At 63.4% G+C, this 24,398-nt stretch carries 22 protein-coding genes and 1 tRNA gene; 8 read left to right on the forward strand and 15 right to left on the reverse strand.

The annotated features are described in order from the left end of the window. Positions 1 to 129: 129 nt before the first annotated feature. The gene (tauA, locus tag AC3EMP_RS03985) at positions 130 to 1,143 is read right to left on the reverse strand and encodes a taurine ABC transporter substrate-binding protein (RefSeq protein ID WP_023710332.1); all 1,014 of its coding nucleotides are present in this window, start codon (positions 1,141 to 1,143) and stop codon (positions 130 to 132) included. Positions 1,144 to 1,943: 800 nt separating this feature from the next. Between tauA and AC3EMP_RS03990 the strand changes: the two genes are divergently transcribed. From AC3EMP_RS03990 to AC3EMP_RS04010, 5 genes are all read left to right on the forward strand, one after another. After that, the gene (locus AC3EMP_RS03990; RefSeq protein WP_023672084.1) at positions 1,944 to 2,420 is read left to right on the forward strand and encodes an RrF2 family transcriptional regulator; all 477 of its coding nucleotides are present in this window, start codon (positions 1,944 to 1,946) and stop codon (positions 2,418 to 2,420) included. Between the two features lie 16 nt (positions 2,421 to 2,436). Beyond that, positions 2,437 to 3,804: an FAD/NAD(P)-binding protein gene (locus AC3EMP_RS03995; protein ID WP_352710480.1), complete on the forward strand. Its 1,368-nt coding sequence runs from the start codon at positions 2,437 to 2,439 to the stop codon at positions 3,802 to 3,804. 227 nt (positions 3,805 to 4,031) lie between these two features. Beyond that, entirely contained in the window at positions 4,032 to 5,465 is a 1,434-nt protein-coding gene (locus AC3EMP_RS04000) for a pyridoxal-phosphate dependent enzyme (protein WP_023755923.1), read from the forward strand. Beyond that, positions 5,462 to 6,643: a trans-sulfuration enzyme family protein gene (locus AC3EMP_RS04005; protein WP_023698084.1), complete on the forward strand. Its 1,182-nt coding sequence runs from the start codon at positions 5,462 to 5,464 to the stop codon at positions 6,641 to 6,643. The genes AC3EMP_RS04000 and AC3EMP_RS04005 overlap by 4 nt, the downstream gene beginning before the upstream one ends. Before the next feature lie 131 nt (positions 6,644 to 6,774). After that, positions 6,775 to 6,966, forward strand: a complete 192-nt coding sequence (locus AC3EMP_RS04010; RefSeq protein ID WP_196814107.1) for a hypothetical protein — start codon at positions 6,775 to 6,777, stop codon at positions 6,964 to 6,966. Between the two features lie 29 nt (positions 6,967 to 6,995). On the opposite strand, the gene AC3EMP_RS04015 is transcribed toward AC3EMP_RS04010, so the two are convergent. From AC3EMP_RS04015 to AC3EMP_RS04035, 5 genes are all read right to left on the reverse strand, one after another. After that, positions 6,996 to 7,301, reverse strand: coding sequence for a UBP-type zinc finger domain-containing protein (locus AC3EMP_RS04015; RefSeq protein ID WP_023672079.1), 306 nt, complete (start codon positions 7,299 to 7,301; stop codon positions 6,996 to 6,998). Then, complete coding sequence (locus AC3EMP_RS04020; RefSeq protein ID WP_023710335.1) at positions 7,301 to 8,968, reverse strand: FAD-dependent oxidoreductase; 1,668 nt, start codon at positions 8,966 to 8,968, stop codon at positions 7,301 to 7,303. Before AC3EMP_RS04020 ends, AC3EMP_RS04015 begins: the two co-directional genes overlap by 1 nt. 234 nt (positions 8,969 to 9,202) lie before the next feature. Further along, the gene (locus AC3EMP_RS04025; protein WP_488494586.1) at positions 9,203 to 12,346 is read right to left on the reverse strand and encodes an amino acid permease; all 3,144 of its coding nucleotides are present in this window, start codon (positions 12,344 to 12,346) and stop codon (positions 9,203 to 9,205) included. 928 nt (positions 12,347 to 13,274) lie between these two features. Further along, positions 13,275 to 13,481, reverse strand: a complete 207-nt coding sequence (locus tag AC3EMP_RS04030) for a hypothetical protein (protein ID WP_023681214.1) — start codon at positions 13,479 to 13,481, stop codon at positions 13,275 to 13,277. 74 nt (positions 13,482 to 13,555) lie between these two features. After that, positions 13,556 to 13,855 carry a DUF1236 domain-containing protein gene (locus AC3EMP_RS04035; RefSeq protein WP_023681215.1) on the reverse strand — a complete coding sequence of 100 codons (300 nt, stop codon included), beginning with the start codon at positions 13,853 to 13,855 and terminating at the stop codon, positions 13,556 to 13,558. Positions 13,856 to 14,061: 206 nt separating this feature from the next. On the opposite strand from AC3EMP_RS04035, the gene AC3EMP_RS04040 reads away from it, so the two are divergent. From AC3EMP_RS04040 to AC3EMP_RS04050, 3 genes are all read left to right on the forward strand, one after another. Then, positions 14,062 to 14,292 carry a hypothetical protein gene (locus tag AC3EMP_RS04040; protein ID WP_033001362.1) on the forward strand — a complete coding sequence of 77 codons (231 nt, stop codon included), beginning with the start codon at positions 14,062 to 14,064 and terminating at the stop codon, positions 14,290 to 14,292. Positions 14,293 to 14,339: 47 nt separating this feature from the next. Then, positions 14,340 to 14,648, forward strand: coding sequence for a DUF1236 domain-containing protein (locus AC3EMP_RS04045; RefSeq protein ID WP_352710486.1), 309 nt, complete (start codon positions 14,340 to 14,342; stop codon positions 14,646 to 14,648). Positions 14,649 to 14,848: 200 nt separating this feature from the next. Then, entirely contained in the window at positions 14,849 to 15,193 is a 345-nt protein-coding gene (locus tag AC3EMP_RS04050) for a low affinity iron permease family protein (RefSeq protein WP_023672069.1), read from the forward strand. Positions 15,194 to 15,294: 101 nt separating this feature from the next. Here AC3EMP_RS04050 and AC3EMP_RS04055 read toward each other — a convergent pair. The 9 genes from AC3EMP_RS04055 to AC3EMP_RS04095 form a co-directional block, all read right to left on the reverse strand. Beyond that, positions 15,295 to 15,379: transfer RNA gene (locus AC3EMP_RS04055), tRNA-Leu, on the reverse strand. A 299-nt stretch (positions 15,380 to 15,678) separates the two neighbouring features. Beyond that, a complete protein-coding gene (locus AC3EMP_RS04060) occupies positions 15,679 to 16,299 on the reverse strand; it encodes a 2,3-bisphosphoglycerate-dependent phosphoglycerate mutase (RefSeq protein ID WP_352669535.1) in 621 nt (206 codons plus the stop codon). Between the two features lie 27 nt (positions 16,300 to 16,326). Beyond that, positions 16,327 to 17,148: a 4-hydroxy-tetrahydrodipicolinate reductase gene (dapB, locus tag AC3EMP_RS04065; protein WP_023747442.1), complete on the reverse strand. Its 822-nt coding sequence runs from the start codon at positions 17,146 to 17,148 to the stop codon at positions 16,327 to 16,329. Next, the gene (locus AC3EMP_RS04070; protein ID WP_023681221.1) at positions 17,145 to 19,004 is read right to left on the reverse strand and encodes an ABC transporter ATP-binding protein; all 1,860 of its coding nucleotides are present in this window, start codon (positions 19,002 to 19,004) and stop codon (positions 17,145 to 17,147) included. The genes dapB and AC3EMP_RS04070 overlap by 4 nt, the downstream gene beginning before the upstream one ends. A gap of 278 nt (positions 19,005 to 19,282) precedes the next feature. Further along, a complete protein-coding gene (locus tag AC3EMP_RS04075) occupies positions 19,283 to 20,302 on the reverse strand; it encodes a glucokinase (protein ID WP_023752811.1) in 1,020 nt (339 codons plus the stop codon). Between the two features lie 152 nt (positions 20,303 to 20,454). After that, a complete protein-coding gene (mepA, locus tag AC3EMP_RS04080; RefSeq protein WP_460221917.1) occupies positions 20,455 to 21,537 on the reverse strand; it encodes a penicillin-insensitive murein endopeptidase in 1,083 nt (360 codons plus the stop codon). 46 nt (positions 21,538 to 21,583) lie between these two features. Further along, positions 21,584 to 22,513, reverse strand: a complete 930-nt coding sequence (locus AC3EMP_RS04085) for an SDR family oxidoreductase (protein WP_023710340.1) — start codon at positions 22,511 to 22,513, stop codon at positions 21,584 to 21,586. Further along, a complete protein-coding gene (gene queG, locus AC3EMP_RS04090; RefSeq protein ID WP_023816138.1) occupies positions 22,510 to 23,664 on the reverse strand; it encodes a tRNA epoxyqueuosine(34) reductase QueG in 1,155 nt (384 codons plus the stop codon). The genes AC3EMP_RS04085 and queG overlap by 4 nt, the downstream gene beginning before the upstream one ends. Next, the gene (locus tag AC3EMP_RS04095; RefSeq protein WP_023672063.1) at positions 23,645 to 24,337 is read right to left on the reverse strand and encodes a glutathione S-transferase family protein; all 693 of its coding nucleotides are present in this window, start codon (positions 24,335 to 24,337) and stop codon (positions 23,645 to 23,647) included. Before AC3EMP_RS04095 ends, queG begins: the two co-directional genes overlap by 20 nt. Between the last annotated feature and the right edge of the window lie 61 nt (positions 24,338 to 24,398).

The raw sequence follows: 24,398 nt of genomic DNA on the forward strand, positions 1-24,398 counted from the left end.
CAGCCTGCCCCGGCCCGGTTAAGCGGATCCGGGACAGGCAGCACGCGGCGTCAGGGAAGAAGAACCGCGCGTGGCACTAGAGCGCCGCGTGCCGCTGGGGCACGAAAAGGACGCTCTAAAACTCAGCTGTCAGTTCGAGGCCAGAGCCTCGGTCACGTATTTCGACGACACGTATTTCGAATAGTCGGGCAGCACGGCGTCGATCTTGCCCTGCTCCTTGAGGAAGGCCGAGGCTGCCTCGATCGCCTTGACCGTGCCGCCGCCGAGGAATTTGTCGGAAGCCTGCTCTTCCAATGTCGGGAAGACGTAACCCTTGAGGAGCTGCGGCACCTCTTCCAGTTTGGCGCCGGTGATCTTGGCGATCTTGGCCGCTTCCGGCGACGAAACCGACCATGCCTCGGGCTTGGCCAGGAACTGGGCATAGGATTCGCCGGTCACCTTGACGAAATCGCGCACGGCGTCCGGGTTCTTTTCGGCGAAGTCGGTGCGCACGATCCAGGCGTCGAAGGTCGGCGCGCCCCAGGCGGCAACCTGCGAGGAATCCAGCACCACCTTGCCTGTCGTCTTGATCTGGCCGAGCGCCGGATCCCAGACATAGGCCGCGTCTATGTCGCCTCGGGCGAAGGCGGCGGCTATTTCCGGTGGCCTGAGATTAAGGATTTCGACCGACTTCGGGTCGACGTTTTCGTGCTTCAGCGCGGCAAGCAGGCTGTAATGCGTGGTCGACACGAACGGCACCGCCACCTTCTTGCCGGCGAGGTCGGCGATCTTCTCGATGCCGGATCCGTTGCGCGCGACCAGCGCCTCGGACTGGCCGATCAGGCCGACGACAAAGATGGTCTGGATCGGCAGTTCGCGGCTGGCGGCCGCGGCCAGCGGACTCGAGCCGACATAGCCGATATCGACCGAACCGGATGCGACGGCGGCGATGACATCGGCGCCGGAATCGAATTTGCGCCAGTCGATCGTGGCCTTGGTCGCCTTTTCATAGGCGCCGTCGGCCTGCGCTACTTTGGAAGGTTCGACCACCGTCTGGTAGCCGATGGTGATGTTGAGGTCCTGCGCCTGGGCCGGGCCGAGGAAGGCCGCACCCGCCAAAGCTGCCGACGACAGGAGGACAATGCGTCGCGAAATGCTGGACATGAAAGGCTCCATGAAAAATGAGAAAAACCGGATGCCTGTTCATAGTCAGCTAATTCTATCATTCTTGTAGAGTTAAATCCTTCCAAGCAAGAAGCACTTGTTAGAAAAAAACCACCGGCTGATGCGGGCGCGGTGACCGGCCCGTGCCGAACCGTGCGCAAACGCAAACGGCGCCCCCAAGGTGCTGAAGAGTTGGTGGTCCTGCCAACCCTCCTACGGAAGAGGCCTGATTTGGTGCTCGGCGCGCCGCTTGCGGCCTGCCGCAGGATCGATGTCGAGCCGTTGAGCCTCACCGACTTCCGCAGCGACGGCCACCGCTGGATGCTGCGGCGTGCCGGTGGCCGCCAAGGCCGCCCGGCCTCAGAGCGGCAAGGCGGCGTCCTGATATCGGGCGCAGGGCGGCGCCCGAGTTGTCGGGAGTCATGTTTCGCCGATCCGCGGGCTGCGACCCAAAATTCCCGGCAAAGCCCCAAATGGCGCAAATCCATGCTGTAAAAGACGGTTGATTTGAAAACACGTTCCGCGTGTTCGAGGGTAAGTATAGTAATCTTATCGACATTGGGAGCAGGAGCCGCCGCTCATCGCCGCAATCGCTCGCGGCTGGCTGTGACCTTAACGGCACAAAGCCTTGCTAAAGTGGCCCCTGCGGCGTGAAAACGAAGCAAAATCAAGGTTTCTCGGCTTGTATATCATGTCAGTAGAATTTATGTGTCGAAGCAGCTTGCACGCGGCGGGGAGGCACGTCAGGCGTTTCGCAACCGATGGTTTGGGCCATCGCCTGACAGAGAAACATTCGGTCTATGCTCACCAAAAAAGGCAAGTACGGCCTCAAGGCGCTGGTCCATCTGGCGCATCTGCCGGTGGGACAGCTCGCCTTCGTCGGCGACATCGCCAGCGGCAACAACATCCCGAAGAAATTCCTCGACGCCATTCTGGGCGAATTGCGCAATGCCGGTTTCGTCCAGAGCCGCAAGGGCAAGGATGGCGGCTATCGCCTGGCGCGCCCGGCCGACGAGATCAAGGTCGGCCATGTCGTGCGCGTCCTCGACGGACCGCTGGCGCCCATCCCCTGCGCCAGCCGCACCCAGTATCAGCGCTGTGAAGACTGCAATGAGGCGACATGCCAAGTCCGACATCTGATGCTCGAGGTCCGGCAGGCGATCGCCGAGGTGCTCGACCAGCGCACGCTGGCCGAGATGCGCGACATCGTCCTCGACGACCTTCCGGTCGCGAGGGACATCGACGAGCTTGCGCCGGCGCAAAAGGTCCCCGCCTGATCCTGAGCGTGCTCGCATGAGCGTCGCGCGCGCCAATTCGATCATCCGCAGCTCGATCATCATCGTCGGCGGCGGCGCCAGCGGCGTCGTGCTTGCCGCGCATCTGCTGAAGTCGCCCAACCCGGACCTTCGCGTCACGCTGATCGAAAAGCGTCCGCATTTCGGCCAGGGCATCGCCTATTCGACGCTCTTATCGGCGCACGTGCTGAATGTCAGCGCCGCGGGGATGAGCGCCTATGCCGACGATCCCCTGAATTTCTGGCGTTGGTTGCAGGGGCGCGGCCTGATAAGCCAGGAACAGACGCCGCAGACACCCTTCTATGCACCGCGCAGCGTCTATGCCCGCTACCTCAAGGAAGTGCTCGACGAACTCGAAGCGCGCGAAAAGGAAACCGGCCGTCTCAGGCTGATTCGCGAGGAAAGCCTGTCGATCTCGCCGACATCGTCCGGCGTCGAAGTGGTGCTGGCCAACGGCACCAGCGTCGTCGCGCATCTGGCGGTGCTTGCCACCGGCCATGACGAGCAGCCCGGCGCCGGCCAGGGCCACGCCATCCGCATGGGCACCGAGGCCGACACCGCGCTCGATCCTGAAGCCCGCGTGCTGGTGCTGGGCACCGGGCTCAGCATGGTCGATGCCTTCCTGTCGCTCGAGCAGCGCGGCCATCGCGGCGAGATCGTCGCCGTGTCGCGGCGCGGCCTGCTGCCGTCGCCGCACCGCAAGGGCAACCCGATCAAGCTCGACGTCGCCGACATTCCGCTCGGCACGCAGCTCTCCTATTTCGTCGGCTGGTTCCGCGACCTGATCCGCGAAAACCAGAAGGCCGGCATCGACTGGCGCGACGTCGTCGATGGGCTGCGACCCTTCAACCAGAAGATCTGGCAGAACTGGCCGTCCTCGGCCAAGCGCCGCTTCGTCGAGCACACCAAGGCCTGGTGGGACATCCATCGCCATCGGCTGGCGCCCGAGGTACATACCCGCGTCACCGAAGCGGTGCGCACCGGCCGCATCCGTCCGGTCGCCGGCCGTGTCGTCGGCATCGAGGCCGGCGATGGATTCACCGTCGGCATCCAGTCCCGCCACACAAAGGCGCTGGAAACGCTGCAGGTCGCCCGCATCTATGATTGCACCGGCATCGCCCGCGATATCTCGACGACGTCGAACAGCGTCGTGCGCTCGCTGGTCGACCGCGGCCTGGCGCGGCCCGACCCGCTGCGGCTTGGTCTCGATGTCACAGCCAAATGCGAAATCATCGCCGGCGACGGCACCGCATCGGCCAAGATCCTCGCCGTCGGGCCGCTGACCCGCGGCACCTTCTTCGAGATCGACGCCATCCCCGACATCCGCGTGCAATGCGCTAGGCTGAGCAAGCAGCTGCTGGGGTAAAGCTGTTGACGTCGGCGGGATAGCACGCCCCTCAGAGGGGGGTGGGAAGGATCGCTACGGAGGGTGTTGGGCTTGAGTCCAAAGCCGGCCTAAAACTGGAATTCCATTCCCCCTCCCGCCGGTTGATTGGCACGATCTACCTTCTTTCCGACTGCAAACGGCCGGAAAAGAAGCTACGCTGCCGCTCTGCCCCCGAGGCGGTCGCTTGTTCAAGGGAGCACATCGATATGAGCGAGCACGGAAAAGCTGCGCCAGGCAGTTCGGACGGCGCGTTATCCCGCCTGCGTCCGCCCTACGCCTCGGTGCTCGACCTCATCGGCCAGACGCCGGTGGTCGAACTGACCAAATTCGACACCGGCAAGTGCCGGCTGTTCATCAAGCTGGAAAGCCAGAATCCAGGCGGCTCGATCAAGGACCGCATTGCGCTGTCAATGATTGCCGCGGCCGAGAAGGAAGGCAAGCTCAAGCGCGGCGGCACCATCGTCGAGGCGACCGCCGGGAATACCGGCCTCGGCCTCGCCCAGGTCGGCATCCCCAAGGGCTACCGCATCATCCTCGTCGTGCCCGACAAGATGTCGCGCGAAAAGATTCAGCATCTGCGCGCGCTCGGCGCCGAAGTGCGCATGACGCGCTCCGATGTCGGCAAGGGCCATGCCGAATATTACCAGGACATGGCCGAGAAGATCGCATCGGAAACGCCCGGCGCCTTCTACGCCAACCAGTTCGCCAACCCGGCCAACCCCGAGGCGCATGAGACCACCACCGGACCGGAAATCCTTGCCCAGCTCGACGGCGACCTCGACGCCGTGGTCGTCGGCGTCGGCTCCGGCGGCACGCTGACCGGGCTTGGCCGCTACTTCGCCAGAACATCGCCGAAGACCGAAATGGTGCTGGCCGATCCCGTCGGATCGGTGCTGGCGCCGCTGATCAAGACCGGCAAGATGGAAGAGGCCGGCAGTTGGACCGTCGAAGGCATCGGCGAGGATTTTGTGCCGCCCAATGCCGATCTGTCGCTGGTCAGGAAAGCCTATTCCATCCCAGACAAGCAGAGCATGCTGGCCGTGCGGGACCTGCTTTCGAAGGAAGGCATTCTCGCCGGCTCGTCTTCCGGCACGCTGCTGTCGGCCGCGCTTCGCTATTGCCGCGAGCAGACGACAGCAAAACGCGTCGTCACCTTCGTCTGCGACAGCGGCAACAAATATCTGTCCAAGGTGTTCGACGATTTCTGGCTGGCCGAGCAGGGGCTGGCCGAACAGGAACAGCATGGCGATCTGCGCGACCTCGTCATGCGCTCGCACCGCACCGGCGACACCGTTTATGTCGGCCCCGACGAAAGCCTGCTCAACGCCTATGGCCGCATGCGCCGCTCCGATGTCTCGCAGCTGCCGGTGCTGGACAATGGCAAGCTGGTCGGCATTATCGATGAGGGCGATATATTGGCCAAGGTCGACGGCCCCTATGAAGGCCGCTGGGACCGCTTCAACGCTCCGGTGCGCACCGCCATGACCTCCAATCTGCACACGCTGCAGGCCAGCCAGACGCTGGATGCGCTGCTGCCGGTGTTCGACCGCAACGAGGTCGCCATCATCTTCGATGGCGACGAGTTCGTCGGCCTGATAACCCGTATCGACCTGATCAACCATTTGAGGCGCGCACGATGACTGCTGAAACACCCCCATCGGGCAAGAACCGCCTGGCTTTTTCCACGCGCACCATCCATGGCGGCCAGAGCCATGACCCGCTGACCGGCGCGGTGATGGTGCCGATCTACGCGACCTCGACCTATGGCCAGCAGTCGCCCGGCGTGCACAAGGGGTTTGAGTACGCCCGCAGCCAAAACCCGACCCGCTTCGCCTTCGAGCGCGCGGTGGCCGATCTCGAAAGCGGCTCGGCCGCCTTTGCCTTTGCTTCCGGCCTGGCGGCGATCTCGACCGTGCTCGAGCTGCTCGACAGCGGCGCCCATATCGTTGCAACCGACGACATCTATGGCGGCTCGTTCCGGCTGATGGAGCGGGTGCGCAAGCGCTCGGCCAATCTGCAGGTGAGTTTTGTGGACTTCACTGATCTGGCGGCGGTGGAAGCAGCGATCCGTCCGGAGACAAAACTGCTCTGGGTTGAAACCCCGACCAATCCGCTCCTGCGCATCGTCGACCTCGAAGGCGTTGCGGCACTCGCCAGGCGCAAGGGCGTATTGACGGTCGCCGACAACACGTTCTGCAGCCCCTACATCCAGCGGCCGCTGGAACTCGGCATCGACATCGTCGTGCATTCGACGACGAAATATCTCAACGGCCATTCCGACATGGTCGGCGGCGTCGCCATCGTGGGCGACAACAAGGACCTCGCCGCCCAGCTGAAATTCCTGCAGAACGCCATCGGCGCCATCTCCGGTCCCTTCGACAGTTTTCTCGCGCTGCGCGGCATCAAGACACTGGCGCTCAGGATGGAGCGGCATTCCACGAACGGCCTGAAGATTGCGCAGTGGCTGGAGGCGCGAAAAGATGTGCGCCGCGTCGTCTATCCCGGCCTGGCCAGCCATCCGCAGCACGCCATCGCCGTCCAACAGATGCATGCCTTCGGCGGCATGATCTCGGTCGACCTCGACCGCGACCTCGCCGGCACCAAACGCTTCCTCGAACGGACGCAATTGTTCACGCTGGCTGAAAGCCTCGGCGGCGTCGAAAGCCTGATCGAACACCCGGCGCTGATGACGCACGGCTCGATCCCGGCGGAAAAGCGCGCGGAAATCGGCATTTCGGATTCGCTGGTGCGGTTGTCGGCGGGGATAGAGGATGGCGATGATCTGATCGCCGACCTGGACCAGGCGCTGCGGGGGTAGGCGTACCAGATGCGTACCGATGACAATGAGGGGCGGCGCTGACCGTCGAGATTAAATCCCAATCCGCCGCGCGTTAACACATTCAGCAGCCTTTGCTTAACCCTTCGCCGCTATGTCCCGCCTGGGGAGGCATGGCGAGAGTGAGTGTGATGGACAACAACCCGGAAAAGCGCAGCGAATGGCGCGCCATTTTTTATGTGCAGGCCCGCGTGGCCATCCTGTTCGTCCCGGTCGTCGCCAGTCTTCTGATCATTGCCGCACTTGCCGGCAACGACCACAATCCCAATGCCATAGACCGCACGGTTACTGGCTCGGTGAAATAGGCGCAGCGGTCGGCCGACAGTCGGCCGCCTCAGAAAAACTTCGGGATCGGGCCGTTCTGAGGCGTCACGTCGCCTTCCAGGTCGATGAACGCCTCGTCGACAAAGCACCATGCCCAGCCTTCCGGCGGGTCGTAGCCTTCGATGATCGGGTGCTTTGTGGCGTGGAAATGCTTGGTGGCGTGGCGGTTGGGCGAGTCGTCGCAGCAGCCGACATGGCCGCAGGTGCGGCACAGCCTGAGATGCACCCACATGGAGCCGCTCTTCAGGCACTCCTCGCAACCGAGCGCGCTCGGCGTCACCGTCTTAATGTCGCGCGTGTGTTTGCATTCATCCATTATGCTCTCCTGTCCAGTTCGGGCGCTGCTGCGTTGGGTCGCGCGAGATAGGCGTGCAAGGCAGCCACCACCTGGGCGCCTTCGCCGACGGCGGCGGCGACCCGCTTGACCGAGCCTGCGCGCACGTCGCCGATGGCGAACACGCCGCTGCGGCTGGTCTCCATCTGGCCCGCCCCTATGTCGGCGCCGGTGCGCACGAAACCCCTGGCGTCGAGCGCGATATCGCACCCAGCCAGCCAATCGGTGTTGGGGTCGGCGCCGATGAACAGGAAGAGATGTTGGATCGGCCGCGTCTCGACGCCGCCGGGGTTGCGCCAGCGCAACTGGGTGAGATTGCCGCCTTCGCCTTCCAGCGCCTCGATCTCGGTCTCGCCAAGCACCTCGATGTTGGGTTGCGCCTCGATACGCTCGACCAGATAGCGCGACATGGTTTCCCTGAGGCGGCCGCGGCGCGCCAGCATCGTCACCTTGCGGACCTGGCTGGCGAGATAGACGGCCGCCTGCCCCGCCGAATTGCCGGCGCCGACCAGCGCCACTTCTTGCCCTGTGCATAGCCGCGCCTCGATCGGCGAGGCCCAGTAATGCACCGACGTGCCCTCGAACTCGGCCAGCTTGGCGATGTCGAGGCGGCGGTAACGGGCGCCGCTGGCGATCACCACCGTGCGTGCGCGCAGGCTTTCACCGTCGCCGACGGTAAGCGTGTAGCCCTCGCCTGCTGCACCGAGCAGCTTGGCCTCGTCGGGGATGACTATTTCGACGCCGAATTTCTGCGCCTGGTTGTAGGCGCGCGCCATCAGCGCCATGCCGGAAATGCCGGTGGGGAAACCCAGATAGTTCTCGATGCGCGCGGAGGCGCCGGCCTGGCCGCCGAAGGCGCGGCAATCGAGCACGATGGTCGACAGCCCTTCGGATGCCGCATAGACCGCGGCCGCCAGCCCCGCCGGCCCGGCGCCGACGATGGCGACGTCATAGACCATGTCGGGATCGATCGGCCGCAGCAGGCCGATGCAGCGGGCAAGTTCGGTTTCGCCGGGATTGTGCATCAGCTTGCCGTTGGGGCAGAGCACGATCGGCAGATGGTGCGGGTCGACATGAAAATGCTCAATCAGCGTCTTGGCGCACGGGTCGCTGTCGGAATCGAGCGCGCGGTGCGGCTGGCCGCTGCGGCGCAGAAACCCCTGCAGCCGCAGCATGTCGCCATTGCCGGCCGGGCCGATGACGACCGGCCCGCTCGAGCCGCTTTCCAGAAGCCCGACGCGGCGCAGGATCAGCGCCCGCATGATCCGCTCGCCAAGGCTTGCCTCCTGCACCATCAGGTCGCGCAGCCGCTGCGAGGGGATGACGAAGGCCTCGACCGGCTCGGCCGCCTCCGCATTGACCAGCGACGGCCGGCTGGAAAGCTGCGCCAGCTCGCCGATGAAATTGCCGGGACCATGAGTGACGATGGTCTCGCGCCGGCCGGGCCTGACATCCTGGGTGATATCGACCGTGCCCGACAGGACGACGATCAGCCCCGGCGCCACGGTGCCGGCGGTGACGATATGCTCGCCGGCGGCATAGGAACTCGCCTCGCCGAACCGGCGCATGCGCTCGATATCGGCGTCGCCCAGGATGGGAAACATCTGGTCGCGGCGGGTGACGGTGATCGGCTGGGTGGGTGGGGCCATAGGTGCGAGCGTAGCGCCACGGCCGCCGGGTTTGAAGTGGTTTGTTGGGGGACTGGCCGGAAGGGGAGGTGGCTCCCGCGCCAGCTGGTTCGGATGCTTCGCATGGCCCCGCGCTGCAAGGCAAACAGCGCGCCGACCAGTGCGACCTTTATAAGGGCGAGCCCGAGCAGTACCGTCGGCAGTCCTCGCTCACCGGGATGCTGCAAGAGCAGCGCGCCGACGGTCGGCGCCGGGCTATCGCGTTACGCCAAGCGCCTGGGGTGCGGTGGTATCCTCGGGCTCCCCGAAGGCAGATCCCGGCGAAAGCCCATTCGTCACATCTTTGTAGAGCGCTATCGGATGCGGGCGCCCCACCAGATATCCTTGGATTTCGGGACATCCTTCCCTCATCAGGAAGGCACGCTCGTCCTCTGTTTCGACACCCTCCGCGATGACAGGCAAGGCCAGCGCATTCCCCAGGCTGAGTATCGTGCGCACGATGGCGGCCGATTGGACATTCGAACCGACACCCGAAACAAAACTGCGATCGATCTTGATCTTGTCGAATGGAAACGCCTGCAACGAGGACAGCGAGGCATACCCCGTGCCAAAATCATCCATCGAGACCCTGACGCCCAACGCCTTCAACCTCCGCAAAACCGACAAGGCAGTTGCCCGGTCGCGGATGAGAACCCCTTCCGTGATTTCCAGTTCCAGCCGCCCCGGAGCAAGGCCGGTCTCGTAGAGGATAGAATGAACGAGGCCTACCAGGTCCCCGAAACGGAACTGCACGGGAGAGAGGTTGACGGCGATCTGCAGCGGTGAGGGCCAGGAGGCCGCGTCTCTGCACGCCTGCCTGAGCGTCCATTCACCTATCTCAACGATCGTGCCATCCTGTTCGGCAAGCGAGACAAACGCGTTTGGGGAGATGAGCCCATGCTTTGGATGGTGCCATCGGGCGAGTGCCTCGAAGCCGAAGATTTCGCCGTCCATCCTGGCTTGCGGCTGGTAATGAAGCACAAGTTCGCCATGGCCGACCGCAGAGCGCAAATCTCGCTGCAAGGCGTAGCGCTCTCTTAGCCGCTTATCCATCTCAGGATCGAAGAATTGCACCATTCGACGGCCGTCCGCCTTGGCCCGGTAGAGCGCTGCGTCGGCATTTGCCATCAGCGCCGCTGCATTCTCTCCGTCTTTCGGATAGATCGCCGCCCCGATGCTCACCCCGATCGAAATGTGCTGGCCCCGGATTTCGAATTTGCCTGCCGCCGATTCGAACAGACGGTCCGCAACGTCCTTGGCACTCGCGGACCGGTCATCCATGGCCAGGACAACCGTGAATTCGTCGCCGCCCATGCGCGCGATAAAGGCCTCAGGCGCCGCGGTTTGGAGACGCCGGGAAATGGTGCAAAGCAGATCGTCGCCGGCGGCGTGCCCGAAAACGTCGTTCGCCTCTTTGAAATGGTCAAGGTCGATGCTGAAGACGGCAAAGCTGGCGTGCGTTGCTTTTGCGCGCTCGAGCGTCGTGGCCAGGTGTGCTGCAAGCGCGGCTCGGTTCGCCAGGCCGGTAAGCGGATCGTGGTGCGCGAGATGCGCGATTTCCTCGTGCCGTGCCATCAGTTCGGTGCGCGCTACGTTCATGTTCTCGCGCGCGTCGTCCAGGCCGTGGGCGGCTTCCCTCACCTTGTCCTGGAGCAGGTTGAAGCTTTCGGCCATCTCTCCAAGTTCGTCACGAGAGTTTACGGTAACCGGCATGATGTTCACGGAGGCGTGCGCCGCCGCGAGGTCTCCCCGCCCCAAGGCGACCATGGCGAGAGAGAAGTCCTTCAGCGTTCCGGATGTCAGACGCTTTGCCGCGTTGCTCACCTCGGTCGCCGAGTGGGTGATCATGCCCGGCAAGATCAGGCCAACGCTGATGGTCAGCAGCGCGACAACGACAAAAATGTCCTCCAGCGCGGCGACCAATGAAGTGTCGCCTTGGGGAACGCTGCCGATCGCCAGGAAATAGCCGGCACCGTCAAGCACGAGCACAAAAAGCATGGCTCCGGTAAGCTTCAGGTGAAGCGTATGTGGCAGCAAGGGTAGACCGAGTGCGTATCGATCCTCCATCGTGCGCCAGGCGTAGAGCGCAGCACCCGAATATGCCAAAGCCAGACCGAACAGGACGGTAGGAAGGCCAAATTGCTGAAATCCCAGTATGGCGGTCAACAGCCATATTGCAGCCGCGCCTACGCCAAGGATGATCGTTCCCCTGGGAGCCCGGAAGGGTCGCTCGGCTTCGGGACTATCACGGCGCAAGAGCCAGACTGCGATGTTTGGCATGCAGATGCTGATCAGGTACGTAAAATTGGCCGCGGCGATCATCCAGAGCGGATACCCGCACAGCATGAAGCCGATTGCCGCGGCAGCTGTGAGCAGCGTTGCCGCCCAGGGACAATCTGTTGAGGTGCGCCTGGCCAGGAAGCTCGGCAGCAGGCCGTCTTCGCTCAGTTGCGCAAGGGTCCGCGCGGCGCCTGCCAATGGCTGCAACGTTCCATGGAACATGTTCAGCATGATGAGCCAGATGGCGGCCGCCTTGCCGAAACTCCCCAACAAGGGCGCAAAGGTGGGCCCGAGAGCTATGGCGAGGTCGGTGCCGAGCGGCTCCGGCCCGAGCACACCCAGCCAGACAACCGGCAGGACCAGGAAATAGACGCCGGCCATTGCGGCGCTGGCCCACATCGCCAGAGGAATGTTGCGGTTGGGATCGATGGTTTCGCCAACATGGCAGGCTGCAGCCTCAAATGCCGGTGCGGCAAACCCGATCAGGTACAGTCCCGCCATCACCGACGTGATATCGCCGAACAGGCCGGTAAACGGGCTGGTCAGGGCAAAATCCGTCGCCTGCCGCCAGTCGACCGAGCCACTGATGACCGGGACGAGGGATGAGAGAAACGCAAGCGTCGCGGAGGCAGTGGCGATCGGGATCGCCAGTTGGACCACCCACTTGATTCCACACAGGTTGACCGCCGTAAAGAATGCGATGAGCCCGCAGGCGACCGCCTCCACGGGGAGGCCCGGCAGGTACCATTGCTGTATTGCAGACGCTGAAAGAACCGCTGTCAGTCCGCAGGTCGGCACCCAACCCCACCAATAGCAGGTGCCCGTCAGAGCCGAGAGAACGGGACTGTAAGGTCGGAAGGCTTCGGCGCACGCTGCAGAGATACCGCCGACGCGGTTTGGCCACATGAGAACCAATTCGGTCCACGCAGGCGCGGCGGCCCAGCTTAGAAGCAGACCAACAACGAGCAAAGGAACCGCAGCGCTTCCTTGACCGGGAATATTCCCCTGACCGACAAAAAGGGCGGCAATCAGAAACAGGCTTTGATTGCTGCCACCCATGGCGAGCGCTGTCGTGCCCATCCATCCCAAGGTTCTCGGGTGCGGTCGTGAAGGCGTGAGGCCCGGCATTCAGAGACATCCATTCGAGTGCGGAGCGCTGTCTGACTGGGAAATGTAACCTGCGGAGATATGTCTGTCGAACGTCACGCTCCCAAGTCAAAGTTGGACCATAGGCGAGACATATTAAGACTTCCTACCAAACCAGATCCGCCTGATGATCACTGTCAACTTGCGGTGGCTGCGGTTCAATCATGCTGATGCCGGCCCGAATGGATCGATCTCTCCGATCTGGGATATCATATCAATTTTATCTAATCGCCCACTATGAGGGATAGTCGCGAATACAGCCTAATATCGATTATTATCGACAAATCTCGTGATTGCGGCGCTATCATCCGAAGGCGGCTGAAATCGACTGTAGATCGCTAATCACATTGACCGCTTTTGACTTCGTACCTCGCCATCGTGGGGGCAAGCACCGAGACTTCACGCCGTGCCTCAAGTTGGAGCTAACTTGTGCGAGCACGCCGCATAGCCCCGCGTTGCAGGGCAAACAGCGCGCCGACCACGCTGGGCGCGGCGGTCGGCCTCGGCGCGCTGGTGGGTCCTTCCCAGGCCGGCGCCCGTACGGTCGATATGGCGATCGCTCGCTACCATCATCCGATCTGCACCAAACTGGCCTCGATGACATTTCTGACCATAGGCGTGGCGACGCTCTGGACCGGCCTGCCCGGTTCTGCCGGCCGCGGTGATTTTCTATGGCGCCCGCATCGGCTAGCATGGCCGGGTATCGTCACATGCGGCGACATGGTGTTCTGGACGATGCTTGAGCGCGACGCGACCTCGCCAGCGGGCACGCCTTCGACGCCGGCCCGTAGCAGGAATGTGTTCAGCACCAGAACACTTGGGATCAGCGTTGCGGGAGCCTGCACACGTGAGTACTTCGCCCTTACAAGCCTTCCGGCTGGTCCTCGAGGACGAACGAAGCTGCAATCAGGTCATCGCCGCTGATGCGGCCACTGCCGCCAACCATGATGGATGCGACTTTCTGAAAGGTCTTCATGTCGGCCTCTGTTATGCGCGCATCGCGCATTCTCGCCCTGAGAGAACCCAGGCGGGTATCAAGGGCTGGCGATGTCTCGACGTCATCGATCATCTTCGATCATCCTGGAGCGCAATGTGAAATCCGCTGCCCGCCGCCATGGCCGGCGGCGGGCGGCAGCTATTCGATCAGTCGTAGACCTTCACAATTTTCCGGGTGCTGGGATCGACCAGGACGGTGCGGTTGTCCACCACGACGTAGCGGTATTTGACGTTGGGAACTTCGTGCAGCTCGACCGTATCAGGCAAGGCACTGCCGACGTTCAGCTCCACGCCCGGGATCTTCACCGAAGCCAGCGGCTGCTTTTTTACGTATTCGCGGACGACCGTATCCTGCTCCGGTGTGATGACGACATCCTGAGCTGCGGCGGCGCCGACCCCAGCCAAAAGCAACAAGCCTGCAGCGGCACTTGCAAAGTGGATTTTCATGGTTTTCTCCTCGCGTAATCCGGCGACGGCACCACGCCTGTTCGCCGAGGGACCGAACTTGAGATCAGCCAGATTGTTCCTGTGACTTCAGTCCGCGGCGAACCAGACCAAAGTCGGATATCAGCTAAGACCCAAGTCCCGAGGCGGAACGTTCAAGCGGGGCAGGCGTTTCCCAAATGCAACTAAATAAAACAGGAGAGGAACACATGGCCGACGGCCCAACTGTTGTTAATTCTGGGGGTGGCGGCGGCACTGCGATTGCTGTTGTTCTTGCACTTATTGCGGTCGTAGTGTTGCTTATTTTTACCGGCGTCATCAATATCCGCGGCGACGGCGGCAAGGATATCAACGTCAAGGTTGAAGCGCCAAAGGTGGAAGCTCCGGCTGCACCCGCAAAGCCTGCGGCACCTGCCCCAGCCCCTGCGAGTGGCGGCTGATCTGCTCGTATCCACGCTTCCGAACTGACCTATGAAAGGAAATTCCCATGACCAGATATTTCGTCAGCGCCGCCGGCGCCCTCGTCCTTATGGCGGGCATCGGCACCTCGTTTGCCGAGGATGTTATTGTTCTCAAGCCCGAACAACAGACGGTCGTTCGCGAATATATCCATAAGCAGAAGCTGGCCTCAGTCAGTTTGCTCGGCGTCGAACTCAACGTCGGCACGGCACTTCCCGACACTGTCGAGCTCCACGCAATCGACGTTCCGGATGTCCGCTACAAGTATACGGTTGTCGCAGATCACGCGGTTCTCGTCGATCCCGACACGCGCAAGGTCGTGCAGATCATCGAGTAACGCGCGAGCCCGCCGCTCCGATCAGGAGCGGCGGGCTTTGGCTGCGCTGTGAAGGCTCTATGGGCGGCCGTTTTCTGAACGGGAGGATGTCTGATGTTTAGCGACAAGGAAACTTGGGTCCTGGAAGCTGCCTTACTCGCGGCAATTCCAATTTGCGTAGCCGTCACCGCACTCGTGGCATTTTTGACCGCGGCCTGGATATGAACCGCTTTCTCTTTGTGATGGGCGACTTTCTATCCCGGCCACCGGGCTTCTATGTCCTTCTTGTAGCCATGCTGCTCTGTACTGCGTTGGTGCCATTCGGCCTGACGAATGTGGTCACCTACGCATTGTCGGTAGCGGCCATCGTGATCACCGGCGTTGTGCTGATCCAGGGTTACCGCGACACGGCCGCCATTCACGCCAAGCTTGATGAGATTATCGTTTCGCTGAATGAGACCAGAAACGATGTCGTCGGCTTGGAGCATGCCGAGCCGGAGGAGATTCGGGAGAAGCTCCAGACACTCGAAGAAGAAGCAATGAAAGCGGTTCGCCCGCCGCATTGACCCTCCGCTGGACAATCTGTCATCCATCAGCAAAAAAGCCCGGGAACCGGGCTTTTTTGCTTCGCGTCTAAATCATTTCGGACTTATCCGAAACGGGAATTTGGTGCCCAGAAGAGGACTCGAACCTCCACTCCTTGCGGAACACGGACCTGAACCGTGCGCGTCTACCAATTCCGCCATCTGGGCTGGTGCGGGCTCATGTAAGCGGGCAAACGATATGTGTCAACGCGCTTTTTCGAGGGCCGCTGCCTGCCGGCTTAGTTTCCCGGGGGTCAGCGCCGCCCCTCACCTGCCTGCCGGCATCCTCTCCCCGCACAGTGACGGGGAGAGGGGCGCTCTCATCGATGATTTTCGCCGGTCACCTGCGTCACAAGAAGAGCGCCGAGGCTGCGGCCAGCCCTTTCTCCCCGTCACTACACCGGGAGAACTGCCCGGCAGGGCAATGAGGGGCAGCGCCGACTCGGCGAATGCGTTGGCCGAAAACCTCACCCCTCCAGCACGTCCTTCGACGCCACAGTGGAATCGGCGTTGAGCTCGTAGATCACCGGCACGCCGGTGCCGAGCTCGAGCTTGACGATCTGCTCGCCGCTCTTGCCGTCCAGCGCCATGATCAGTGCGCGCAGCGAATTGCCATGCGCGGCGACCAGCACGGTGCCGCCTTTCAGAACATGCGACTGCATGTCGTGCAGGTAATAGGGCCAGACGCGGGCGCCGGTGTCCTTCAGGCTTTCGCCGCCGGGCGGCGGCACGTCGTAGGAGCGGCGCCAGATGTGCACCTGCTCCTCGCCCCACTTCTGGCGCGCGTCGTCCTTGTTGAGGCCGGAGAGATCGCCATAGTCGCGCTCGTTCAGCGCCTGGTCGCGGATCGTCTTCAAATCGCTCTGGCCGACCGCGTCGAGAATGTGCTGGCAGGTCTTCTGCGCCCGGATCAGCGCCGAGGTGAAGGCAATGTCGAATTTCAAGCCGCGTGCCTTGAGCTTCTGGCCGGCTTCCTTGGCCTCCTTGTGGCCCTGCTCGGTAAGGTCGACATCGCGCCAGCCGGTGAACAGGTTCTTCAGGTTCCATTCGCTCTGGCCGTGGCGCACGAGCACGAGAGTTCCCGACATGTTTGCTCCTTCAAAATTATGGATGGTTTAGCTCAAGCCGAGCACGTCCCGCATGGAATAAAGTCCGGGCTTTTTACCGCGCGCCCAGAGCGCGGCCTTGACCGCGCCGCGGGCAAAGATGGCGCGGTCCTCGGCATGGTGCGACAGCGTGATGCGCTCGCCGGTCCCGGCCAGGATGACGCTGTGGTCGCCGACCACCGAGCCACCGCGCAAGCTGGCAAAGCCGATCGTTCCTGGCTTGCGCACGCCGGTATGGCCGTCGCGTGACCGCACATCGTTGCCGGCAAGGGAAATGCCGCGTCCCGCCGCCGCCGCTTCGCCGAGCAGCAAGGCGGTGCCCGAGGGCGCGTCGACCTTGTGCTTGTGATGCATTTCGAGGATCTCGATGTCGAAATCCTCTGGACCGAGCGCGCGCGCGGCCTGCCCGACCAGCACCGCCAGAAGATTGACGCCGAGGCTCATATTGCCGGATTTGACGATCGTCGCGTGGCGCGCCGCGGCCTCGATCCTGGCGTCGTCTTCCGCCGAGCAGCCGGTGGTGCCGATGACATGGGCAATGCGTGCCTGCGCGGCATAGCCTGCGAATTCGACGGTGGCTGCCGGCATGGTGAAATCGAGCACGCCGTCGGCCTTGGCGAACACCGGCAGCGGATCGTCGCCGATCGTCACATTGATGATGCCGATGCCGGCAAGCTCGCCCGCATCCCTGCCGAGATAGGGCGATCCGGTTCGTTCGACCGCGCCGACGACGCGGGCGCCGGGGATCGAATGGATGGCGCGGATCAGCGTCTGGCCCATGCGGCCGGCCGCCCCCACCACCACCAGGCCCATTTCGCTGGATTCGCTCATGCTGTTCTCCCCACCGCCTTCTTGGCGCGGCTGCGCCGGACCGGAGTTTGGACGGGCTTCGAGTCGTCGACAAGCCCCAGTCCGTTCTTGCCTTGAATGCGGTGGAAGCGGGCGTAGACACTGTTTGGATCGGCCATCAGTGCGGCATGGGTGCCTTCCTCGACCAGGCGCCCCTCTTCAAGCACGATAATGTGGTCGGCGTTGACGACCGTCGACAGGCGATGCGCTATCACGATGGTGGTGCGCCCTTCCATCACATGGGTCAGCGCCTCCTGGACGCGCGCCTCGGCCTCGTTGTCGAGCGCCGAGGTCGCTTCGTCGAGCAAAAGGATCGGCGCGTTGCGCACGATCGCCCGCGCAATCGAGACGCGCTGGCGCTGGCCGCCGGAAAGTGTCGAGCCGCCCTCGCCGACGGGCGTGTCGTAGCCCTGCGGCTGCTGACGGATGAACTCGTCGGCCGCCGCCAGCACCGCCGCCCGCTCGATCTCGGCGTCGGTCGCCGAAAGTCGGCCAAAACGGATGTTGTCGCGTATGCTGCCTTCGAACAGATAGGGCGCCTGCGAGACATAGGCGATCGAGCCGCGCAGCGAGTGCTTGGTGACTTTGGAAATGTCCTGGCCATCGATCTCGATCGAACCCTTGTCGACATCGTAGAATCGCTGCAGCAGCGCCACGAGCGTCGTCTTGCCGGCACCCGAGGCCCCGACCACCGCCGTAACCTTGCCGGCCGCGGCGGTGAAACTCAGGTTCCTGATCACCGGCATGTCGGCGCTGTAGCCGAACGTCACATTGTCGAAGCGAACCTCGCCGGTGGTGATCCTGGCTTCGACCGCGTCGGGCGCATCGCCCTGTTTAGGCTCCAGGTCGAGCAGCTCGTAAATCATCCGGGCGTTGACCAGGGCACGTTCCATACCGACCTGCGTACGAGCCAGGCGCCGTGCCGGGTCGTAGGCCATGATCAGCGCGGTGATGAAGGAAAACACAGCGCCTGGTGGTTGTCCGAGCACCAGCGCCCGGTAGCCGGAATAGGCAAGGACGGAGGTAATGGCGAGACCGCCCAAAATCTCGGAAATCGGCGACAGCCGCTCCGCGACCCGGGCGATCTTGTTGTTACGCTGCTCGGCCGTATCGGCCATGATGCCGATCCGGCGAGCCAGCTCGGCTTCTAGGGTGAAGGCCTTGACGATGGCGATGCCTTGCGTGGCCTCCTGTACGGACCCGTTCAGCCGCGAGTTGATCAGCACCGATTCCCGGTTGATGCGCCGCAATCGGCGGGTGATGTAGACGACGGCCCAGATCAGCGGCGGCCCGATCAGCAGCGAGCTGAGCGACAACACCGGATCCTGGTAGATCATGACGCCAACGAGGGCGATCAGCGAGACCGCGTCGCGGCTGATGGAGGTCAGCGTCAGCGACAGCAGATCGCGAACGCCGCCGACATTCTCGTTGACCTGTGCCGCCAGCCGACCGGAACGCGTATCGTTGAAGAAGTCGACGCCGAGCTTCATCAGGTGGTCGAAGCTGCGCTTCTGGTAGCGGGCGACCAGATTGTTGCCGATCTTGGCCAACGCGACCGCCTGGCCGTAACCGGCGAAGCCGCGCAGCACGGAGGCGGCCATGAACCCGGCGCAGATCCAGACGATCATGTCGCCGCGTCGTTCGTAGAAGATCTCGTTGATCATCGGGGCCATGATCCACGCCGTGAAGGCGGTGGTGGCGGAAACAATCAGCAGGCAGCCGACGGCAACGACATAGGTCCAGCGATATTCACTACCGTTTTCGGCCAGGATGCGGCGCAGCACCGCAGTGACCTCAGCTGGCTGGACTTTCAGTTTGAGTGGACTTTGAGCGGTCAAATCGCGGGCGCTTCGTGGTTTGCTAGAGCATGATGCCGAGAAGTGTGAAGCGGTTTTCGGACGACATCATGCTCTATCTCTTTGATTTAGAGCCGGATGATTTCAGGTCGATTCGATCTGAAATCAACCGGCATCTAGGGATGCCAGGCTGGAATTTGGCCCCCTCTTAGCGCCCCGGCTACGGCTTGCCTATGGCGAAACTTCGTCGCGGCCCGAGGTTGGGGTCACGAAAGCGGCAGCCATTTCCAAGAAAATACCCGTTTTCGGGACGAAATGGATCATGCCCGCCAGCGCCGCCCCGCGGTCTGGACGCCGAACAGCGAAGGGTTGCGGGCATAGGCGGCAAGGCCCAGAAGCGCTGCCAGCGGGTGGGTGATGACATAGACCGGCATCGAGGCCATCAGCGCGCTGTGCGGCGCTTTGTCCTCGAAGGCGGCACGGAAATTGCCTTCCTTCAGTGCCGGAACGATCTTTTGCGCGATGCCGCCGGTCAAAAACACGCCGCCGCGGCTCATGAACACCAGCGCGAGGTCGCCGGCGGTGCGGCCGAGGCAGGTGACGAACAGCGCCAGCGCTTCCTCGGCAACCGGGTCGGTCTTGGCCAGCGCCGCCCCGGTGATTTCGGCCGGCGTGGTGAACGGCGCCGGCTTGCCGTCGGCCTTGGCGACCGCCCGGTAGACATTGACCAGACCGCGCCCGCACAGGATCTGCTCGCCCGAAATGCGGCCGTCCAGCTTTTCGATATGCGGGAACACCTCGAAATCGCGCGGCGTCCGCGGACCGATATCCATATGGCCGCCTTCGCCAGGCACCGGGATCCAGTGGTGGAGGGCATGAACCAAGCCGGCGACGCCGAGGCCGGTGCCGGGGCCGAGCACGACGCGTCCGGCATTCTCCTCCGGCGTGCCGCCGCCGATCTTTTCCATATGCTCTTCGCCGAGCGCCACGACGGCCAGCGCCTGCGCCTCGAAATCGTTGAGCACGACGATGTCGCCCAGGCCCAGATTGGCAAACATCTGCTTCGGCTTCACCACCCAGGGACAGTTGGTAAGCGGGATCTCGTCGCCATCGACTGGTCCGGCGATCGCCAGCACTGCCGAATTCGGCCGGATGGACGACCGGTCGAGCACCGCCGCCTGGATCGCCTCGTCTATGGTGGCGAAATTGGCGGTTTGCACGATATGCGGCTCACCGGCTTCCGAATTTGCGTCGAGCACGATCGAAAAGCGCGCATTGGTGCCGCCGATGTCGCCGATCAGCACTGGAAACCGCAACGCGGTGTCGTCGTCCCCTGACATGCTCTTGCTCGTCCCCTTTGCGGCGCCGTTGCGACCGTTTCAATCGCCCGGTTTTTCAATCGCCCGGTGTTCAATCGCCCGGTGTTCAATCGCCCGGTGTTCAATCGATTGACTAGCGCATGGCCCCGGAAAGGGAAAGCGTCAGTTCGCCATCACTGTCCGACGTTTGCCGGCGGCCGTCGCCTTGGCAGGGGAATGCCGATCTCCGGCGTGGCGGTGAAGGCGTTGGCTGCGTTTGGCAAGCCGCCCGCATTGCCCGCAATAGGCGGAGGCGCGTCGGGTTCCGGCGCCCTGGCGGCGATCGGCACGCCGCCGCCGCGATAGGTGACGGCTTCCGCCGAGTCCGCGTCGGGCTGGTCGAGCACGAACTGGCATTGTTTCGGCAGGTTCGCCATCGTCATCAGGTCGCGCGCCTTGGGCGCGTCCGGGTTCTTGTTGGGGCGCCACGGCTCCTCGGTAAACCACCAGGCCAGCGGCTTGCCGCAGCCGTCATCGTCGGGCGTCGCTTCCTGTCCCTTGCAGTTGGGCGAACCCGGCTGGCAGCCGATGCGGATGTGGAAATGATAGTCATGGCCCCAGAACGGCCGGATTTTTCTCAGCCAGGTACGGTCGCCGGTGACGGTGTCGCACAGCTTCTTCTTGATGCCTGGATTGACCAGGATGCGCTCGACTTCCGGATAGCTCGCCGCGCGCTTCAACAGCTTGGTATGCATCGGCTTCCACAGCCTGTCCTTCACCAGATGCGTCTTGTCGTCGACCATCAGCGTGGCGCTGATGTTTTCGCGCTCCTGGGTGGTGAGCTTGCGGTCGGGCATTGGCGTCAGCCAGATGTCGGCGTCGAGGCCGATCTGGTGCGAGGCGTGCCCGGTCAGCATCGGCCCGCCGCGCGGCTGCGAAATGTCGCCGATCAGAAGCCCCGGCCAGCCGTCGGCGGCGGCATCGCGCGACAGTTTCTCGATCAGCGCAATCATCGTTGGATGACCCCAGCGCCGGTTGCGCGAGGGACGCATCACCTCCCAGTTCTGGCCGTCCATCGGAATGGCGACGCCGCCAGTGAAGCAGCCCTTTGAATAGAAGCCGAAGGATTGCGCCGCAGCCACCGCCGGCAGCTTCTTGGCGCCGAACAGGTCTTTTGCCCGTGGCTCGGCCGTGATTGCGCCCGCCACCAGCCCGGCCAGCGCCACGATCGCCAGCGCCGCCGTCAGGAACGGCCGTCTGCCGGTCAAGGATCGCATCGAAATCGTCATGAACCCCACTGCAAAAGTCCGCAACACAATCGAATCATATCACCCTCGGGCTCGCGTTTCGATTATCTACCTTCATCGGGCTGCGCGGCTCGCCGTCGCGCCAGCTGCCGTCGGCCCACATCCGATCGAACGCCTGGCGGTAGTCCGGATAGCGGAACCGGTAGCCCGCTGCCTTGATCGCGGCGTTGGCGACGCGCTTGTTCTCGCCATAGAAGGACCGCGCCATGGGCGAAAGTTGGGCGGTCTCGAAAGGAATCTCCGGCGGCGGCTCGACGCCCATCAGCGAAGCGGCATAGGTGACGACATCCTGCGGCGGCGCCGGCTCGTCATCGGTGATGTTGAAAATGCCGCCTCTATTGCCACCGATGAGGTGCCAGAGCGCGCCGGCGATGTCGTCGCAATGGATGCGGTTGAACACCTGGTCGGGCTTGACCAGCCGCCTGGCCGTGCCGTTTTCCAGATTGACCAGCGCGTTGCGACCCGGCCCGTAAATGCCGGAAAGCCGCAGGATGGCCACCGGCTTGCCGGTCTCGAGTCCAAGCTGCAGCCAGCCCCGCTCGGCCGCCACTCGCATCGACGAGCGTTTCGACACCGGCCGGCATTCGGCCGTTTCATCGACCCAGGCACCGTCATAATTGCCATAGACGCCGACGGTCGAGAGATAGCCGATCCAGCGAAGCGCCGGCATCGCCTCGATCGCCTTGCGCGCGGCGAGAAGCACAGGGTCGCCGGCCTCCTCCGGGGCTACGGAGATGACAAGATGGGTGGTGGTCTCCAGCGTTTCGCCGATTTCAGGTGTCAGGGCGCCGTGAAACAGCAGCGGCGCGATGCCGGCCTGACGCAATGCCTCGAATTTCTCGGCCGAGCGCGTGGTGCCGAAGATCGTAATCGCCTCCGCATTGGCCCGTGCAAAGGCTTTGCCCGAATAGCCGGCGCCGAAGATAAAAACCTGTTTTTCGCTCATGCGTGCGCCTCAATTGGCAATACGGACAGCCATTCGCCCCGCACTGTCGTGTCGGTTTCAGTGTTCGAGTAGATCGCCGCCTGCCTGTTGAATTCGGCGGCCGGCACCAGCCGCGACAGCGCCCAGATCGCCGCGCCGCGCACCAGCGGCGAGGCATCGCCAAGCAGATCGCGCACCGGGCCGGCCAGCGAAACATCGCCGGAATTGCCGGCGGCAACCAGCACATTGCGGACAAAGCGGTCGCGGCCGATGCGCTTGATCGGCGAGCCGGAGAAAAAGGTCCGGAACGCCGTGTCGTCTAGCTGCAACAGCTCGCCCAGCGGCGGCTCGCGCAGTTCGTCGCGGGCAGCAAGCTTGGCTTCCGAAGCGGCGCGGGCAAACTTGTTCCACGGGCAGGCGGCAAGGCAATCGTCGCAGCCATAGATGCGGTTGCCGATCTTTTCGCGGAATTCTTGCGGGATCGGCCCCTTGTTCTCGATGGTCAGGTAGGAGATGCAGCGCCTGGCATCGAGCCGGTAGGGCGCCGGAAAGGCATCGGTCGGGCAGGCGTCGAGGCAGGCGCGGCAGGAACCGCAATGGTCTACGTCGGTCGCATCTGGCGTGAGCTCCGCCGTGGTGAAGATGGTGCCGAGAAACAGCCAGGAGCCGTGCTCGCGGCTGACCAGATTGGTGTGCTTGCCTTGCCAGCCGAGCCCGGCGGCCTCAGCCAGCGGCTTTTCCATAACCGGGGCCGTATCGACGAAAACCTTCACGTCGCCGCCGGCCCGCGCGACGATCTTGCCGGCGATCTCCTTCAGCCGGCCCTTCATCACTTCGTGATAGTCGCGGTTTTGCGCATAGACCGAGATCGCGCCGCGATCGCGCCTTGCCTGCAGCGCACGCGGATCGTGGTCGGGGCCGTAATTCATTGCCAGCACGATGATCGAGCGCACCTCGGGCCACAGCGTCGAAGGCTCGCTGCGGCGTTGGAGCGTCTCCGCAATCCAAGCCATCGAACCGTGAAAACCATCGGCGACGAATTCTGCCAATCTGGCCGGCGCCAGCGGGATCGCGTCAGGCGTGGTGACGGCAACCGCATCGAAGCCGGCGCGCCGCGCCTCGGCGTCGATCAGCGCGCGCAGGGTTTGGCTTCTAGAAGTCGAGGTCCGCATAATGCGAAACCGGCGACAGGCCGCGAACCCGGTCGGAGAGCAGCGGCCGGAACGACGGCCGCGATTTCACCCGCGTGTACCATTCGCGCGCCGCGGCATGCTCGCGCCAATCGATCTCGCCGAGATAATCCAGCACCGACAGCGTCGCCGCTGCCGCCAGGTCGGCATAGGTGACCTTGCTGCCGGCCAGCCAATGACGGGTGCCGGCCAGCCAGTTGGTGTACTTCATGTGCTGGCGAATGTTGGCGCGCGCCGCGCGGATCGCCGCCGAATCGGGGGAACCGCCGCCCGCCGTTTCCGGCATCACCGGCTTCAGCACGCGCTCGCGCACCAGATGCCGGGTCACTTCGCTCTCGGCCTTGTTGAGATACCAGTCGGTCAGGCGGCGGATTTCGGCGCGCTGCATCGGGTCTTCCGCAAACAGGCGCTTGTCGCGCTTCAGGACACCACGTGTTTCGTCGAGATATTCAGCGATCACCATGGCGCCGACGATCGGCACGTCGCCTTCGGCCAGCAGGATAGGCAAGGTGCCGGCGGGGTTCAGCGCCAAAAACTCCTTGCGCCGCGTCCACGGTTTTTCCTCGATCAGCGCCAGCTCCTCGCCATATTCGCCGAAGGCGAGGCGCACGAAGCGGCAGGTGGCGAACATCGGGTGATGGAAAAGCGTCAGCATGATTCCGCGATATTAAGGCGCACTGGCGAATCGCCGTCCGCACCGGTAAGTCTTGGCGGCC

The organism is Mesorhizobium sp. P160219, from assembly GCF_057786095.1.